Raw genomic sequence first — 15,124 nt, forward strand, 5'->3', positions numbered from 1 at the left:
GTGCCGCGAACTATCCCGCATCACGGCCGATTCGGGGTGCGGTGCGCAGTTTTGCCGTGTGGCCTGCGACCCATTCGAGCGTCTGTTCGAACGGCATAGGCCGCGCAATTCCATAACCCTGAACGTGATCACAGCCAAGCTGTGCGAGCAGGGCATGTTCGCCGACGGTTTCGACACCTTCGGCCAGGGTCTCCAGATCCAGCCTCTCCGCCATCGACAGGATTGCCCCGACAAGCCGCTGTTGTTCCGGATCACGATCCGCTTTCGTGACAAATGACCGGTCGATCTTGATACGCGACACCGCAAAGCGCCGGATAGCCGCAATCGACGCCTGCCCAGTGCCGAAATCATCTAGATCGATGCGACAGCCAAGCTCTGCCAATCCGGCGATGTTGCGTGTGACGATGTCATCCGGACAATCCGCAAAGACGGTTTCCAGAATCTCGACCGACAGGCGCTCGGGCGCGATATCAAATCGGTCGAGTTCCCAGCGGATCTTGTCGACAAGACCGGGATTGCGCAATTCATCGGTTGCAAAATTCACCCCGACGCGCGGGACGTCCAGACCGGCGCTGTCCCACGCCTTGAGTGCCGTCAGTGCCTGATAGAGCATGACCTGGCCGAGCCGTTCCATCAGCCCCGCTTCTTCCAGCACCGGCAGAAAGGTGTCGGGCGCGATCAGGCCGTGGGTCGGGTGTGTCCAGCGTGCGAGGGCCTCAAAGCCGGTGACCTTGCCGGTATCCGTTGAAATCTGGGGTTGATACCAGGGCTGTATCCGCCCGTTTTCGAGGGCGTTGGCGGCATCATCGCGCAAATCCGAGCGCAGGTTGGATTTCCGTCGTGTCTCCTCGGAATAGGCGCGAATCGAAGAGGCAGAGACCTGTTTCGCCTCGGTGAGCGCATCCGAGGCCGCCGCGAGCCATTCCTGCCCGGTGTCGCCCGGTGCGCGGCTGTGCAGGCAAAACCCGATCGAACACGACAGGTAGACCGACAACCCATCCACCGAAATGGGTTCTTCGACAGCAGATTGCAGGCGGCCGGAAATCTGGATGCAAAGCTCGAGGTCCAGCTGCTGCACCGGCATCAGGCAGACGGCAAAGCGGGAGTCGCCCATGCGTGCGATGGTATCGCCATCTCGCAGGACCGATACCAGTCGGACGCCGCTGCGTTGCATGATCAGGTCGGCCGCGGCTTGTCCGTGACGCTCAATCGTCTTGCCATACTCGTCAATCTCCAGAACGAAACAGGCAGAGCGCAGTCCCGGCGTTGCGGCAGACCCGTAGACCTGTTCGAGTGTTGCATCAAAGCCGTCGCGCAGCATCAGGCCGGTGACACTGTCGCGCGCGACAAGGGTCCGCACAGGTCGGTCGCCAAACCCGCCGGACGCCGCAAATATCAGGGGAAATCCCAGCGAGACCAGGATCAGCGCCAATTCACCTCCGAACCAGAAGGCGGCGAGGGTGATCGCCGGCAGGAACGCCAGAATCGGCGGGCCGGTCAGGATCGGAGCGATCCGGTCCTGCAATCGGGTCAGCAGGCCGAGCGACGGATTGGTCATGACTTTACCTTTCGCAAACTGGCGGCGCGCGCACAGTGCACCCTAGGTGTCGGTCTCTGACCTTGGGGTTAACGCAGTCTCGGAATTTCCTGCGGATTTTCCGAATTGCGGCCCGGATCACGCGACAGGCCGGCGAAATCAAAGAGGTTCGGGTCCAGCAGATGCGAGGGCCGGGCATTCATCAGGGCGCGGAACATGACCTGCCGCCGTCCCGGGCTGTTGGCTTCCCAGCCATTGAGTATCTGCTTTACCTGCTGGCGTTGCAGGCCGTCCTGGCTTCCGCAGAGATCACAGGGAATGATCGGGTAGCGCATGGCAGAGGCGAATTTTTCGCAATCGACCTCGGCAACATGCGCGAGCGGGCGATAGACGAACAGATCGCCTTCCTCGTTCACCAGCTTGGGCGGCATCGTCGCGAGCCGGCCACCGTGAAAGAGGTTCATGAAAAACGTTTCCAGAATATCGTCGCAGTGATGCCCCAGAACGACCGCTGAACATCCTTCTTCGCGCGCGATTCTATATAAATTTCCACGCCTTAGACGTGAACACAGGGCGCAGAATGTACGCCCCTCGGGAACCTTGTCGACAACGATGGAATAGGTGTCCTGAAATTCGATCCGGTGCGGTACCCCCATCCGCTTCAGGAACTCGGGCAGCACCGTGGCGGGAAACCCTGGTTGTCCCTGATCCAGATTGCAGGCAAGGATATCGACGGGCAGCAGGCCGCGCCATTGCAACTCGTGCAGGACGGCAAGGAGGGTGTAGCTGTCTTTGCCTCCGGACATGCAAACCAGCCAGCGCGGGCGTGGCGTGGCTGGATCGCCGTCACGATTTTCGATCATCCCGTAGGCTTCGATTGCCTCGCGGGTCTGGCGAACGATGCGCTTGCGCAGCTTCTTGAATGCCGTGCTCGTGGGGGCACCGGAAAAAAGCGGGTGGATATCGTCATCATGATCAAGCATGCGCCCGCATTATGCCATTTTGAATCGAGTTTGAATGAGATTCTGTGTCCCGCAACCAATTTCAGCGCAGTGGGCGGGCACCCTGAAAGAACGGGAGACCGAAAACATCAATCACGGACGCCACAGAAAATCGTCAGCGTCCCGGATCGCTGACGATAGGGGCCTCAGCCGGTCAGCCCAAGCCGATCGAGAGTTTCCGCAAGCCGACTGCGCCAGACCGCGCCGAGTTCGCCATTGGTCCGGTGCCGCAGGCCCCAATTCCGCAGCTGCTCAAACCGGTTCTGCGGCACATCGCCAAAGATCGGATCGATGCGCGGACGCCAATAGGCAACAGATGCCGCGATGTCATCGATTTCGCCAGATTGGATCAGTTTTTCGCAACCTTCTATTGCGAGTTCTGTGTGTCGCTTTTCGCGTGGGGCGGCTTGGCGGATGGCCTCGGCGAAGGGTTGGTAGGAAGAGGTGAGGAATTCGGACAGTTGCACGTCGACGGCAAGGCCCATGAGCATGTTCATGACGACGGCATCGACCCAGCCGTGCAGCGGGTAGTTCAGCACGGACAGCCGCATGTCATGGGCGTTGCGCGCGGTGCCGGGGGCGGTGTCGCGGGGCAGGCGGTCTGACCAGGGGTGATGATTGGCATAGCGATCGGTATCGGCGCCGAATTCTCCCATGAGGTTCAGAACCTTGTCGGCATTGTCGGTTTTTTCCAGAACAATCCGCGCCGCGGCGATCCGTTCCTTGATACCGGGGCCCTCGTTGATCACGTCGGCAAACCCGGCCGCCCCGGCCAATTCGCTGTCAACGAAGGTGGCCATGATCTTCATCAGCTCTGCACGGTACCGTGTCGGAACGTTTGCAGGGTTGGTCAGACGGCCGCCCTTGGCAAGGTATTCGGTGATATCCATCGTATCGGTCATGGTCGGCTCCTATTGATCGAAATCCACGACCACACGGTCGGTGACAGGATAGGATTGGCAGGACAGCACATAGCCCTGCGCCACCTCGTAGTCCTCAAGCGCATGGTTCGCCAGCATCTCGACCTCGCCTTCCAGAACCTTGCATTTGCAGGTCGAACAGACTCCCGCCTTGCAGGCATAGGGGGCGTCCAGCGCGTTCTCGAGCGCCGCATCCAGCACCGACTGGTCCTTGTCCATCGTAAAGCTGCGGGACGCGCCGTCCATGGTGATGGTGGCCTCGGTCGATTTGGCCACTGCTCCGCCGGTGGCGCTACTGGCCTTGCGTTTCAGACGTCCGGGCTGGGCGCTGGCAAAGAGTTCGAACTTGATCTGATCGTCGGTCAACCCGTGCTCGCGCAAGGCGGCCGCGATGCCCAGCATCATCGGTTCCGGCCCGCAGATGAAGGATGTATCGATGCTTTCGATGTCGATCCAGTATTCAAACAGCGCCTTGCACTTGTCGGCATCAACCCGGCCGGTGAAAAGGTCGATGTCCTGTGCATCGGATTCGAGCACGTGGATCACGGTCAGCCGGCCCATATAGAGGTTCTTGAGGTCCTCCAGTTCCTCCCGGAACATGATCGTGTTCACGCCGCGGTTGGCATAGACCAGCGTAAACGTGCTGCCGGGTTCACGCGCCAGAACGGTTTTCATGATCGACAGAACAGGTGTGATACCCGACCCGCCGGCAAATCCGAGGTAGTTCTTGGGCAGATCCGGGAGGATCGGCGTATGAAAGCTGCCCATCGGCTCCATCGCTTCGATCGTCATGCCGGGGGCAAGCGTCTCGTTGGCCCAGGTCGAAAATGCCCCGCCATCGACCTTCTTGATGCCGACCTGCAGGACGCCATCGTCCTTGCCGGCACAGATGGAGTAGGAGCGGCGCACCTCGGTGCCGTCAAAGTCCTGACGAAAGGTCAGGTACTGGCCCTGGGTAAAGTCGAAATCGCCGCCGTTCACAGGCTTCAGCGTCACGACAACCGCATCGCGGATTGTCCTGGTGACGTCAGTGACGGACAATTGATGAAAACGCGCCATCACATGTACTCCTCAGATGCATTTGAAATAGTCGAAGGGTTCCAGGCAGTCCCTGCATCGCCACTGGGCCTTGCACGGGGTCGAGCCGAACTGGCTGATGCGTTCGACATCACGGCTGTCGCACCGCGGGCAGGCCTCGGGTCCCCCCCCCCCCGCCGGCTGTGGCGGGGCAATGCCGTATTCGATGAGTTTCGCGCGGCCCTTTTCGGACAGCCAGTCGGTCGTCCAGGGCGGGCTGATCTGGGTCCTGATGCGAATGTCCTGCACGCCCCGGTCATGCAGTGCCGTTTCGATATCCATCGAGATGACACGGGTCGCCGGACAGCCCGAATAGGTCGGGGTAACGGCAACCTCCAGGGTGTCTCCGTCCCATGCCACATCGCGTACGATGCCCAGATCAACCACCGAGATCACAGGAATCTCGGGGTCGGGCACTTGCTCGAGCCAGTCCCAGATCTTCTCCGCCGCAGGCTTCATCCTACCACGTCGCTCCGGGATAGGCGCGCTGCAGCCACTGCATCTGTGTCAGCAGATGACCCAGATGCTCGGAATGCTGAAATCCGGTCTTGCCACCCTTGTGCGCAAAACCGCCATCCGGAATGGTCAGCGTCGCATCGGTCAGAACCGCCTCGACACGGGCGTCGAACGCATCGCGCAGCGTTGCCGGGTCCGGCGCGACGCCCGCTTTGGCCATCGCTTCGTCCACCGCGTCGGCGACGAACATCTCGCCGACATAGGGCCAGAGCAGGTCCAGCGCCTTTTGCATCCGCCGATGACTTTCCGAGGTGCCGTCGCCAAGACCGACGACCGTGTCACCAGACCGCTCGACGTGATACTGCACCTCCTTGACCGACTTGGCGGCAATCGCGGCGATCCGGTCGTCGCAGGACCCGGTCAGCGCCTTGAGCATCGCCAGATGCCACGCGTCAAACAGGAACTGGCGCATCATGGTCTGGCCGAAATCCCCGTTGGGCTGTTCGACCAACAGGACATTGCGGAAATCCCAGACATCACGCAGCATCGCCAGATCATCCGCCGACCTGCTCTTGTCCTCCACCTCTCCGGCGAGGCCAAGCCACATCTGCGTCTGACCGATGAGATCAAGCGCGGTATTGGCCAGCGCGATGTCTTCCTCCAGCACCGGCGCGTGACCGCACCATTCGCTGACGCGATGGCCGAGAACCAGTGTGTTGTCGCCCATGCGGCACAGGAATTCAAAAAGCTGAGATTGATCAACGTCCGACATCACATCGCTCCCACGTCTTCGGGGATGTCGAAAAACGTCGGGTGCCGGTACACCTTGCTCTCGGACGGTTCATAAAGCGGGCCTTTTTCCGAAGGGCTGGAGGCCGCGATATGGCGGGCCTCGACCACCCAGATGCTGACGCCTTCGTTGCGGCGGGTATAGACATCGCGGGCGTTCTTGATCGCCATCTCTTCGTCCGGTGCGTGCAGGCTGCCGACATGGCGGTGGCTCATGCCGTGCTGGCCGCGGATGAACACTTCCCAGAGCGGCCATTCATGGCGTTTGGGTTTGGTGCGAGTGTCGGGCGTGTCTGGATATGCGGAATTGGGAGAGCTCATTCTGCGGCCACCTTTCTCATCTTGCGTTTCTCGGCATGGGCCAGAAGACCGTCCCGCACCCATTTACCGTCGTCCCACGCCTTGTTACGTGCGGCCAGGCGTTCGGTGTTGCAGGGGCCATTACCCTGGATCACCTCAAAAAACTCGGCCCAGTCCGGCTCCGCAAAATCATAGCCGCCCTTGTCCTCGTTCCAGGCCAGGGTCTCGTCCGGCACGCTCAGGCCCAGGTACTCGGCCTGCGGAACGGTCTGGTCGACGAACTTCTGACGCAACTCGTCATTGGTGTTCATCTTGATCTTCCAGGCCATCGACTGCGCCGAATGTACGCTATCCTTGTCACTGGGGCCGAACATCATCAGCGACGGATACCAGAACCGGTTCAGCGCATTTTGCGCCATCGCCTTCTGTTCGGCCGTGCCCTGGGCCATCTTCATCATGATGTCGTAGCCCTGGCGCTGGTGAAAGGATTCCTCCTTGCAGACACGGATCATCGCGCGGGAATAGGGGCCAAAGGAGGTCCGCTGCAACGGCACCTGGTTCATGATCGCAGCGCCATCCACCAGCCAGCCGACCGCGCCCATATCGGCCCAGGTCAGCGTCGGGTAGTTGAAGATCGAGCTGTACTTCATGCGCCCGTCCAGCAGCATTTCCGTCATCTCGTCGCGGGTCACCCCCAGCGTTTCGGCAGCGCAATACAGATACAGCCCGTGACCCGCCTCATCCTGGACCTTGGCCAGCAGGATGGCCTTGCGCTCCAGCGTCGGCGCGCGGGTGATCCAGTTGCCCTCGGGAAGCTGACCGACAATCTCGGAATGCGCATGCTGGCCGATCTGGCGGATCAGCGTTTTGCGATAGCCCGCAGGCATCCAGTCTTTGGGTTCGATCTTTTCCCCCGCATCAATGCGAGCCTGAAACGCCCGCGCCTGGGCACTGTCATCGTCCGCATCAGATTCAACCATTTGTGCATACATTCGCTTTCCTCCAGGGTCAGACACGTTCTATAGCCACTTGAATCCAGCTTAGCATATTCATCTGGTAGCCGATATCGGTCTGGCGAGCGTTTCCTCCGCGGATCAGATTGTCGCCAAACATTACTGACCGCACGGTCGGTGTATTTGAGAGTGTGATTCCATGCAAGCCTAAAGTTACAAAAAACCCCATATCGAAAAATTCTGTAACAAAATGATCTGATCTTGCGACTGTCGTACGGTTCGCCGGAGCCGGACGACTTTGCAAACGAGTCACAAACACCACACATTCATGTTCTGACAAGATTTCTTGGTGAAATTGCGCCAAACCCGTTGTAGGCATGGAATGGGGAACGAGGTCGAGTGAGAAAGATGTTTATCAAGCAGTTACCCATACGATGCGCGTGTACTCACAAGAGCGATGTGCGCAGTCAGTTCGCCGCGTTGTGTTACCGCGTTGTCAAGAACAGGGTTGAGATCCTGATGATCACGACTCGGCGATCGGGCCGTTGGATCGTGCCCAAAGGCTGGCCGATGGACGGGATGACCCCGGCCGAATGCGCGGCACAGGAGGCCTGGGAAGAGGCGGGGGCGAAGGGGTACGCTCATGACCATTGTCTTGGGCTGTTTTCTTATAACAAGATGCTGGAGCCCGAAGCGGTCCTGCCCTGCGTGGCCATGGTTTATCCAATCCGGGTCAAGTCACTGGCGAATGCCTATCCCGAGATGAAACAGCGCCGCCGCAAATGGTTTTCGCGAAAGAAAGCCGCCAGTCTGGTCCTGGAGCCGGAACTTGCGCGCATTCTGCGAGATTTCGATCCAAAGTACCTGAAGTGAAAATGCCTCTGACTTGAACTCGGGGCTATTGCGGATATCTAGTCAGTAAGACCATCGCGAGGCACCAGATGATCCAATACGCTTTGAAATGCGCTGAAGGCCATAGTTTTGACAGCTGGTTTCAATCTGCCAGCGCATTCGACAAACTTGTGCAGTCGGGGATGATTTCCTGTGCTGTCTGTGGCGGACCGGACGTGGAAAAGGCGATCATGGCGCCCAGTGTACGCAATGCCCGCAAGGACAGGGACGCGCGCGCCTTGTCCGCGCCGGCCAGCCCGGCGGAACAGGCGCTGGTTGAGCTGCGCAACAAGATTGAAAAGAACTCCGACTATGTCGGCATGAATTTCGCCACCGAAGCCCGCGCAATGCACGACGGTGATGCGCCCGAACGTTCGATCTATGGCGAGGCAAAGATCGACGAGGCGCGCAAACTGCTGGAAGACGGCATACCCGTTGCGCCATTGCCCTTTACCCCCAACCGCAAGACGAACTGAGCCGTTCTCCCGGTATCGCCGAGGCAAGGCGGGCGCCGGTTTGCCTACTTGCTCTTGGCAAACCCCTATCATATAGGCGGGCGAACTGACGGCTAAGGCGCATGGAAAGGCCCGCATCATGCCCGTACTTGTGATGAAATTCGGCGGTACTTCGGTTGCCAACCTCGACCGCATTCGGCGTGCCGCCAAACGCGTCGGTGTCGAAGTGGCCAAAGGCTATGACGTGATCGTCATCGTGTCGGCCATGTCGGGCAAGACCAACGAACTGGTCGGTTGGGTCGAGGAAACCTCGCCGCTGTTCGATGCCCGCGAATACGACGCCGTGGTTTCGTCGGGCGAGAACGTGACCGCCGGCTTGATGGCGCTGACGCTTCAGGAAATGGATGTTCCCGCGCGCAGTTGGCAGGGCTGGCAAGTGCCGCTCCGGACGACGGATGCCCATGCGAGCGCGCGGATCGTCGAGATACCCACCGAAAACATGACCGCGAAATTTGGCGAAGGCATGCGCGTGGCCGTGGTCGCCGGATTTCAGGGGATCGCGCCCGATGGTCGTATCACCACCCTGGGTCGGGGTGGGTCTGATACCACCGCAGTGGCGTTCGCCGCCGCGTTTGGTGCCGAGCGCTGTGATATCTACACTGACGTGGACGGCGTCTATACCACCGATCCGCGCATCACCGACAAGGCGCGCAAGCTGGACAAGATCGCCTTCGAGGAAATGCTGGAGCTTGCAAGCCTCGGGGCCAAGGTGTTGCAGACCCGTTCGGTTGAACTGGCGATGCGATACAATGTCAGGTTGCGGGTGCTGAGCAGTTTTGAAGAACAATCCGACACGGCGGGAACGCTTGTGTGCGAGGAGGAGGAAATCATGGAATCCAAGGTTGTGGCCGGCGTGGCCTATTCCCGTGACGAAGCCAAGATGACACTGCTGTCCGTGGCGGACCGCCCCGGCATCGCCGCGACGATCTTTTCCTCGCTGTCCGAGGCCGGTGTGAATGTCGACATGATCGTGCAGAACATCTCGGAAGAGGGGCGAACCGACATGACGTTTTCCTGTCCCATCAACCAGGTGGCCCGCGCCGAACAGGCGATGGAGCACTCCAGGAAGGCCGGCGCGCTGAACTTTGCCGAACTGGTGGCGGACAAGGATGTCGCCAAAGTTTCCGTCGTCGGGATCGGCATGCGCAGCCACACGGGCGTTGCCGCCAAGATGTTTCAGGTGCTGTCCAACGAGGGCATCAACATCAAGGTCATTACAACTTCCGAGATAAAGATTTCCGTTCTGATCGACCGGAAATACATGGAACTTGCGGTTCAAGCCCTGCATGATGCCTTTGAACTGGACAAGGCAGCTTGAGCACGATCCGCTTGGACTGTCTGTTTTTGAGGAACTGAACCAAGCGTATGGTGGACCGGACCGAAACCGAAAGTCGTAAGCTGCTTGGGCGCTTGCGGGATGCCATGGCAAGCAACGTTGCCGGCCAGGCAAGGCTTGACAAGATCACGCATCTGATTGCGGACAGCATGGGCACCGAGGTCTGCTCGGTCTACCTGTTTCGCGATGAAGAGACGCTTGAACTCTGCGCAACCGAGGGCCTTCAGGCCGAGGCGGTCCATCAGACCCGAATGCGGATGGGCGAGGGTCTGGTCGGGCGCGTGGCGCGAACCGGCGTGATCATCAACACCCCGAATGCACCCTCCGAAAAGGGTTTCCGCTATATGGCGGAAACGGGCGAAGAGAGGTTTTCGTCCTTTCTCGGTTTGCCGATCCAGCGTTTGGGTGAAAAACTCGGCGTCTTGGTCGTTCAGTCCAGGGATGCTCGCGAATTCACCGCTGACGAGGTCTATGGGCTGGAAGTCGTGGCCATGGTGATCGCCGAGATGACCGAACTGGGTACGTTTGTTGGAGAAGGCGCCGCCTTGTCTGCGCGCCACCAGCAGCCGGTCCTGTTTCGGGGAACATCCGCCCAGGAAGGGGCCGCCGAGGGCCATGTCTGGCTGCATGAGCCGCGAGTCGTGGTCGCGAACCCGATTGCCGATGATCCACACCGCGAATTGGAACGCCTCCACGACTCGATCGAGCAGTTGCGGGTCGGAGTGGACGAGATGCTGGAAATGTCGCGCAGCGGAGACAAGGAACAGCTACAGGTTCTCGAAACCTATCGCATGTTCGCCAACTCCAAGGGCTGGACGCGGCGTATGGAAGAGGACATCAGCAGGGGGCTGTCAGCCGAGGCCGCTGTCGAGAAGGAGCAGTCACAAGCGCGCGTACGGATGTCTCAGGTCACGGATTCCTATCTGCGTGAACGGCTGAGCGATCTTGACGACCTGTCAAATCGGTTGCTGCGAATTCTCACGGGGCAGGGGCGCGAAACAGGTGCCGAATTGCCTTCCGACCCCATACTGGTGGCGCGGAATGTCGGGCCGGCCGAACTTCTGGAATATGGGCGAAGCCTGCGCGGCATCGTTCTGGAAGAGGGGTCGGTTGGCAGTCACGCGGCGATCGTCGCCCGGGCGCTTGCGATCCCATTGTTGGTGCACGCCGCCAACATCACCACCGAGGCCCTGAACGGCGATCACATTATGGTCGACAGCGATCAGGGCGTTGCCCATCTGCGCCCGGATGAGAATGTCGTCGCTGCGTTTCGCGACAAGATCGCAATGCAGGCGGATGCGCAGGAACGCTATGCATCAATCCGCAACAAACCCGCAACCACCGAATGCGGCAAGACGATCGAACTGCATATGAATGCGGGCCTGATGGCCGACCTGCCGTCACTGGACGGGTCGGGCGCCGAAGGCGTGGGGCTGTTCCGGACAGAGTTGCAGTTTCTGATTCGCAATCAGATGCCCAAACGGACGGAGCTGGCCGAACTCTATTCCCGGGTGCTGGATTCGGCGCACGGCAAGCGCGTCGTGTTCCGAACGCTGGATATCGGGTCCGACAAGGTGCTGCCATACATGAAGCCGAACGACGAGCCGAACCCGGCTCTGGGATGGCGCGCGATCCGTGTGGGGCTGGACAAGCCGGGCGTCATGCGGATGCAGTTGCAGGCGTTGATCCGGGGGGCAAATGGCCGGCCGCTGACGATCATGTTCCCGTTTATCGCCCAGTTCGAGGAATACCGCGCCGCACGGGCCGAGGTCGACAAGACGATCACCCGGGAAGAACGGCTGGGGCATGTCCTTCCCGAGACGTTGGAGGTCGGGGCCATGCTCGAGACCCCGTCGATGGTCTTTGCGCCCGAAGCCTTTTTTGAAGAGGTCGAGTTCCTGTCCATCGGGGGCAACGACCTGAAACAGTTCTTTTTTGCCGCCGACCGTGAAAACGAACGGGTGCGCCGGCGGTATGACACGCTGAATGTCAGCTTTCTGAGCCTGATCGAACGCATCGTCGAACGCTGTGCGCGGACCGGCACCCGGCTGAGTTTTTGCGGCGAAGATGCAGGACGTCCCATCGAGGCGCTATGTCTTGCCGCCATTGGAATTCGGTCGCTTTCGATGCGCCCGGCATCAATCGGTCCGGTCAAGAGCTTGCTGCGCCGATCAAATCTGGACGAGGTGCGTGACGTCATCGCCGTGGCGCGTGAGAACGGCGACCAGAGTGTACGCCCTGCCGTCATGGAGCTTTTGCGCAACCGGGGATGACACACCGCGCTCGCCAAGTGGCCAAAAGAGCACGGTGGATCAGTGTGACGGGCATCCGCGAGTTTGAATGCCGGCCCCGGCGTCACCAATTCCAACAATCAGGACCAGTTGACGAAAGCGCAAAGCCGCGATCACAGGGCTTGCGACGCGTCAGTGTAGTGGTCCCGGATTTCCGGACAGCTTTGCAGCGATTCCAAGGTGTATCAGGCCCAGGTTTCATGCTGCCATCGGTTGCTGCAGACCCGCCGAGTTCGCGCCCTCCGGCGTTGGCCGATCAGCCGAATGCAGGCGCCTCCTACAGTGCCAGCTATAGTTTTGACGAGATTATGCCGGTAGCGAACCCGCCCATTCGCAACTCTCCGAACAGCCGCTGATACTCCATCTTGGGACAGAGGTTCTGGATCACCGTGACGCCACGTGCTTCGGCCTGTACCGCTGCCTCCGCATGTTCAACGCCGATCTGCATCCAGATCGTTTGCAGGTCCGGAAAGGTCTCCAGCGCTTCGTCGACGATCGGCGGCACTGCTTCGGACCGGCGAAAGATGTCGACCATGTCAACCGCGCGATCGATATCGCGCAAACTGCTGACGACGGTTTGCCCGAACAGCATTTTTCCGGCATGTCCCGGATTGACCGGGATCACGGTATACCCCTTGAGCCCGAGATATCGCGCCACGTAGTAACTGGGCCTGACAGGATTCATCGACACGCCGACCACGGCAATCACCCGGGTTCGCTTCAGGACGTCTTTCAGGAGGGTATCGGAATAGGTGTTCATGTCCGGTCTATACTTGGTTCCGCACCAACAAAAAAGCGCCCAAGGCATTGCCCTGAGCGCTTAGTTCGGAACGAGGGACAGTCAAATGATGCGCGATAGTTCCGTTTCGCGATCCCTACTGATATAGGTGTGCATTCGAAATTTGGAATGACCCTCGCAGATCTGTGATCTGCGCGCGAGTGAGCTAGTCGTTGCGAAGAACCGCGGGCCATTTGGCATCGGCCTCTGCGATGTAGCCGGCCATATCCTCGACCCACCGCCCCCAGACAGCCTTGTTGTGGATCAGATAGAGCTTGCCATCCTCGATTTGATACAGCATCGGGTCCGTTTCCAACACCAGCCCCTGCGCCACTCCGAACGCACAGTAGCCGCCATATTGCGGTGCATAGGCGCGGGGGTTGGCTTCGAACTGTTCCCGGTTCTTGCGTGACACGAATTGCCAGACCGCCCCCTTCCAAACCACCGCGTGCGATGGATCGCCAGGCAGTGGGGTGTCGGCACTGAAATAGGTCACCACGTCATATCCGGCGACGGCCTTTCCGTGCGCGGCACTTATGACGGGTGGCTCCGCACGGGCCATGGACATCGTGCCGATCAGGCCAAGCCACAGTATGGCAAACCAGCCCAGATGCAGGCGCGGGAGAGAGGACATGCTTTTCATGCCGCCACAATGGCGATGGTTGGGCGCGGAGAAAAGGTGCGATACGCAGTTGTGAAAGCCGACTGTCCAAGCTGTGATCAATATTTCAAGGCGTCAGTCAAAGATGTCCTCGATCACGTCAAAGGCTTCGTTGACCAGCTTGGAAAAGACGCTTTTGCGCTTCTTGCGTGATTTCGACTTGCGAGGCTTCGAAGGCTTCGCAGTTCTGGAAGGCAGGCGCTGCGTCAATTCCCGATCTCCGCACCGATCCTTGCGCAGCATCTTGAGGTTGTGGAGCGGGGCGCCGCAGGCCGAACAGGCCAGTTCGTGCCGAACTTCTCCAGACAGCACAAGCGCCGCCCGGGTTCCGCAATAGCAGCATGTGGCAATCTTTGTCGGGCGGGGCATCCGGTCTGCACGTCTCCTTGATCATGGTCCAGATATTCATGCTCCGACCTGAATTCAACGAGGCGGGGGGCGCGTTCAGCCCCGTGAAGCATACAGCGCCAAGGCGGCGGCGTTGGAAACGTTCAACGATCCGAAACCTCCGGCGGCGCGAATCCGCACGAGGTGATCCACCGTATCCTTGGTCTTTGCCCGCAGACCCGGACCTTCGGCCCCGAGGACAAGGGCAACTGCATGATCGGTGCGCCCTTCGAGCGCTTCTTCGATCGTCATATCCGCCTCGCCATCAAGGCCGAGGACGAGGTAACCCATCTTTTGCAGCTCAACGATCGTGTCGGCCAGATTGCGAACCCGCAAATAGGGTTGACGTTCCAGCGCGCCGCTGGCCGATTTGGCCAATGCCCCGGTTTCAGGCGCGGAATGGTGCCGTGTCCCGATCACCGCCGATGCTCCCAGGACTTCGGCGCTGCGCAGAATTGCGCCCACATTGTGCGGATCGGTCACCCGATCAAGCAGGATCACGCGCGGTGCGGCGGCCCCGATGCAGACCTCGCTCAGGCTGCCCCAAGACAGGGGTTTGACTTCGAGCGCCGCACCCTGGTGAACCGAACCCGGATCAAGCGGTGCGGTAAAGCTGCGCGGGTCCGCCAGTTCGGACTCGATCCCGGCCTCGGAAATCGCCTCGGCCAGTTTGGTCTGCGCGTTCAGCGTCACGATCAAGCGCAGTTTCTTGCGGCGCGGGTTGACCAGCGCATCACGCACCGCGTGCAATCCAAAGAGCCAGACGGTTTCGTCGCCGCGTGCTTTTTGGGCCTGTTCCTTTTCAACGACCCATTTAGGTTTTTTCATTGCGCTGACCTTTTGCAAATGAACCGCGACGCGGTTGGCAAATCCACGGATTTTCCTGTTGACGCCCCTTTTGGCCGCTTGTAATCACGCCTTCACGTCAGGCGCAATGCGCGTCTGTCAGTGGGCGACAGGCCGCAAGGTGTGGCAGGGGACTGTAACTCCCTCGCGGAGACGCACGCCTGGTTCGATTCCAGGGTCGCCCACCATTTCGCACTTTTGTGTTGAAATTCCCGCTAACACCTTGAAGGGGCTTTGTTGCGCAAAGGATGTGAAGCCCATACTCCCCCTTTCCCCGGAGGCACTTATCCCACGGGCTCTGTGACAGGTATGGCAAGCGCGGTGTAGCCGTTCAGCACGGCGGCTCGGACTTGGAGTTCGGCAACCTGGCGGTCGAAGTCGCGTGC

At 60.0% G+C, this 15,124-nt stretch carries 16 protein-coding genes, 1 tRNA gene and 1 pseudogene; 5 read left to right on the forward strand and 13 right to left on the reverse strand.

Translation table 11 applies throughout. The features are described 5' to 3' along the window. Positions 1-10: 10 nt before the first annotated feature. From QO231_RS18930 to paaA, 8 genes are all read right to left on the reverse strand, one after another. Positions 11-1,558 (reverse strand): putative bifunctional diguanylate cyclase/phosphodiesterase, encoded by a 1,548-nt coding sequence (locus QO231_RS18930; protein ID WP_316780037.1) that lies wholly within the window; start codon positions 1,556-1,558, stop codon positions 11-13. 68 nt (positions 1,559-1,626) lie between these two features. Continuing rightward, positions 1,627-2,520 (reverse strand): tRNA 2-thiocytidine(32) synthetase TtcA, encoded by an 894-nt coding sequence (gene ttcA, locus QO231_RS18935; protein WP_316780040.1) that lies wholly within the window; start codon positions 2,518-2,520, stop codon positions 1,627-1,629. A 164-nt stretch (positions 2,521-2,684) separates the two neighbouring features. Next, a complete protein-coding gene (locus QO231_RS18940; RefSeq protein WP_316780043.1) occupies positions 2,685-3,440 on the reverse strand; it encodes a Phenylacetic acid catabolic protein in 756 nt (251 codons plus the stop codon). A gap of 9 nt (positions 3,441-3,449) precedes the next feature. Further along, positions 3,450-4,517 (reverse strand): 2Fe-2S iron-sulfur cluster-binding protein, encoded by a 1,068-nt coding sequence (locus tag QO231_RS18945; RefSeq protein ID WP_316780045.1) that lies wholly within the window; start codon positions 4,515-4,517, stop codon positions 3,450-3,452. A gap of 12 nt (positions 4,518-4,529) precedes the next feature. Continuing rightward, positions 4,530-4,994 carry a 1,2-phenylacetyl-CoA epoxidase subunit PaaD gene (gene paaD / locus QO231_RS18950; protein ID WP_316780049.1) on the reverse strand — a complete coding sequence of 155 codons (465 nt, stop codon included), beginning with the start codon at positions 4,992-4,994 and terminating at the stop codon, positions 4,530-4,532. A gap of 1 nt (position 4,995) precedes the next feature. Further along, a complete protein-coding gene (gene paaC / locus QO231_RS18955) occupies positions 4,996-5,763 on the reverse strand; it encodes a 1,2-phenylacetyl-CoA epoxidase subunit PaaC (RefSeq protein WP_316780052.1) in 768 nt (255 codons plus the stop codon). Then, complete coding sequence (gene paaB / locus QO231_RS18960; protein WP_316780055.1) at positions 5,763-6,101, reverse strand: 1,2-phenylacetyl-CoA epoxidase subunit PaaB; 339 nt, start codon at positions 6,099-6,101, stop codon at positions 5,763-5,765. Before paaB ends, paaC begins: the two co-directional genes overlap by 1 nt. After that, entirely contained in the window at positions 6,098-7,072 is a 975-nt protein-coding gene (gene paaA / locus QO231_RS18965; protein WP_316780058.1) for a 1,2-phenylacetyl-CoA epoxidase subunit PaaA, read from the reverse strand. Before paaA ends, paaB begins: the two co-directional genes overlap by 4 nt. Before the next feature lie 369 nt (positions 7,073-7,441). Here paaA and QO231_RS18970 point away from each other — a divergent pair, with 369 nt between their 5' ends. The 4 genes from QO231_RS18970 to ptsP all read left to right on the forward strand — a co-directional run bounded on the left by QO231_RS18970 (position 7,442) and on the right by ptsP (position 12,048). Then, the gene (locus tag QO231_RS18970) at positions 7,442-7,906 is read left to right on the forward strand and encodes an NUDIX hydrolase (RefSeq protein WP_316780091.1); all 465 of its coding nucleotides are present in this window, start codon (positions 7,442-7,444) and stop codon (positions 7,904-7,906) included. Positions 7,907-7,974: 68 nt separating this feature from the next. Continuing rightward, the gene (locus QO231_RS18975; RefSeq protein WP_316780061.1) at positions 7,975-8,400 is read left to right on the forward strand and encodes a DUF1178 family protein; all 426 of its coding nucleotides are present in this window, start codon (positions 7,975-7,977) and stop codon (positions 8,398-8,400) included. A gap of 118 nt (positions 8,401-8,518) precedes the next feature. Then, a complete protein-coding gene (locus QO231_RS18980) occupies positions 8,519-9,757 on the forward strand; it encodes an aspartate kinase (RefSeq protein WP_316780063.1) in 1,239 nt (412 codons plus the stop codon). A gap of 47 nt (positions 9,758-9,804) precedes the next feature. Beyond that, positions 9,805-12,048: a phosphoenolpyruvate--protein phosphotransferase gene (gene ptsP, locus QO231_RS18985; protein WP_316780066.1), complete on the forward strand. Its 2,244-nt coding sequence runs from the start codon at positions 9,805-9,807 to the stop codon at positions 12,046-12,048. 307 nt (positions 12,049-12,355) lie between these two features. Here the strand turns inward: ptsP and QO231_RS18990 are convergent, their stop codons facing one another. The 4 genes from QO231_RS18990 to rlmB all read right to left on the reverse strand — a co-directional run bounded on the left by QO231_RS18990 (position 12,356) and on the right by rlmB (position 14,720). After that, positions 12,356-12,826: a CoA-binding protein gene (locus tag QO231_RS18990; protein ID WP_316780067.1), complete on the reverse strand. Its 471-nt coding sequence runs from the start codon at positions 12,824-12,826 to the stop codon at positions 12,356-12,358. A gap of 184 nt (positions 12,827-13,010) precedes the next feature. Beyond that, entirely contained in the window at positions 13,011-13,478 is a 468-nt protein-coding gene (locus tag QO231_RS18995; protein ID WP_316780069.1) for a YHS domain-containing (seleno)protein, read from the reverse strand. Between the two features lie 102 nt (positions 13,479-13,580). Continuing rightward, positions 13,581-13,874 (reverse strand): hypothetical protein, encoded by a 294-nt coding sequence (locus QO231_RS19000; RefSeq protein WP_316780073.1) that lies wholly within the window; start codon positions 13,872-13,874, stop codon positions 13,581-13,583. A gap of 75 nt (positions 13,875-13,949) precedes the next feature. Further along, complete coding sequence (gene rlmB, locus QO231_RS19005) at positions 13,950-14,720, reverse strand: 23S rRNA (guanosine(2251)-2'-O)-methyltransferase RlmB (protein ID WP_316780075.1); 771 nt, start codon at positions 14,718-14,720, stop codon at positions 13,950-13,952. A 122-nt stretch (positions 14,721-14,842) separates the two neighbouring features. Between rlmB and QO231_RS19010 the strand changes: the two genes are divergently transcribed. Continuing rightward, positions 14,843-14,926: transfer RNA gene (locus QO231_RS19010), tRNA-Tyr, on the forward strand. Between the two features lie 96 nt (positions 14,927-15,022). Here QO231_RS19010 and QO231_RS19015 read toward each other — a convergent pair. Further along, positions 15,023-15,124: pseudogene (locus tag QO231_RS19015) on the reverse strand (IS5/IS1182 family transposase); the annotation flags it as partial.

Origin of the sequence: Sedimentitalea todarodis (assembly GCF_032595355.1) — a bacterium.
GTDB classification, from domain to species: Bacteria; Pseudomonadota; Alphaproteobacteria; order Rhodobacterales; family Rhodobacteraceae; genus Sedimentitalea; species Sedimentitalea todarodis.

Bases quoted from the DNA above. Each gene is read 5' to 3' on its own strand.
- ptsP (WP_316780066.1), top strand. From the start codon at position 9,805: ATGGTGGACCGGACCGAAACCGAAAGTCGTAAGCTGCTTGGGCGCTTG.
- QO231_RS18990 (WP_316780067.1), bottom strand. From the start codon at position 12,826: ATGAACACCTATTCCGATACCCTCCTGAAAGACGTCCTGAAGCGAACC.
- QO231_RS18940 (WP_316780043.1), bottom strand. From the start codon at position 3,440: ATGACCGATACGATGGATATCACCGAATACCTTGCCAAGGGCGGCCGT.
- paaB (WP_316780055.1), bottom strand. From the start codon at position 6,101: ATGAGCTCTCCCAATTCCGCATATCCAGACACGCCCGACACTCGCACC.
- QO231_RS18980 (WP_316780063.1), top strand. From the start codon at position 8,519: ATGCCCGTACTTGTGATGAAATTCGGCGGTACTTCGGTTGCCAACCTC.
- ttcA (WP_316780040.1), bottom strand. From the start codon at position 2,520: ATGCTTGATCATGATGACGATATCCACCCGCTTTTTTCCGGTGCCCCC.
- paaD (WP_316780049.1), bottom strand. From the start codon at position 4,994: ATGAAGCCTGCGGCGGAGAAGATCTGGGACTGGCTCGAGCAAGTGCCC.
- QO231_RS18995 (WP_316780069.1), bottom strand. From the start codon at position 13,478: ATGTCCTCTCTCCCGCGCCTGCATCTGGGCTGGTTTGCCATACTGTGG.
- paaA (WP_316780058.1), bottom strand. From the start codon at position 7,072: ATGTATGCACAAATGGTTGAATCTGATGCGGACGATGACAGTGCCCAG.
- rlmB (WP_316780075.1), bottom strand. From the start codon at position 14,720: ATGAAAAAACCTAAATGGGTCGTTGAAAAGGAACAGGCCCAAAAAGCA.
- QO231_RS19000 (WP_316780073.1), bottom strand. From the start codon at position 13,874: ATGCCCCGCCCGACAAAGATTGCCACATGCTGCTATTGCGGAACCCGG.
- QO231_RS18945 (WP_316780045.1), bottom strand. From the start codon at position 4,517: ATGGCGCGTTTTCATCAATTGTCCGTCACTGACGTCACCAGGACAATC.
- QO231_RS18975 (WP_316780061.1), top strand. From the start codon at position 7,975: ATGATCCAATACGCTTTGAAATGCGCTGAAGGCCATAGTTTTGACAGC.
- QO231_RS18930 (WP_316780037.1), bottom strand. From the start codon at position 1,558: ATGACCAATCCGTCGCTCGGCCTGCTGACCCGATTGCAGGACCGGATC.
- paaC (WP_316780052.1), bottom strand. From the start codon at position 5,763: ATGTCGGACGTTGATCAATCTCAGCTTTTTGAATTCCTGTGCCGCATG.
- QO231_RS18970 (WP_316780091.1), top strand. From the start codon at position 7,442: ATGTTTATCAAGCAGTTACCCATACGATGCGCGTGTACTCACAAGAGC.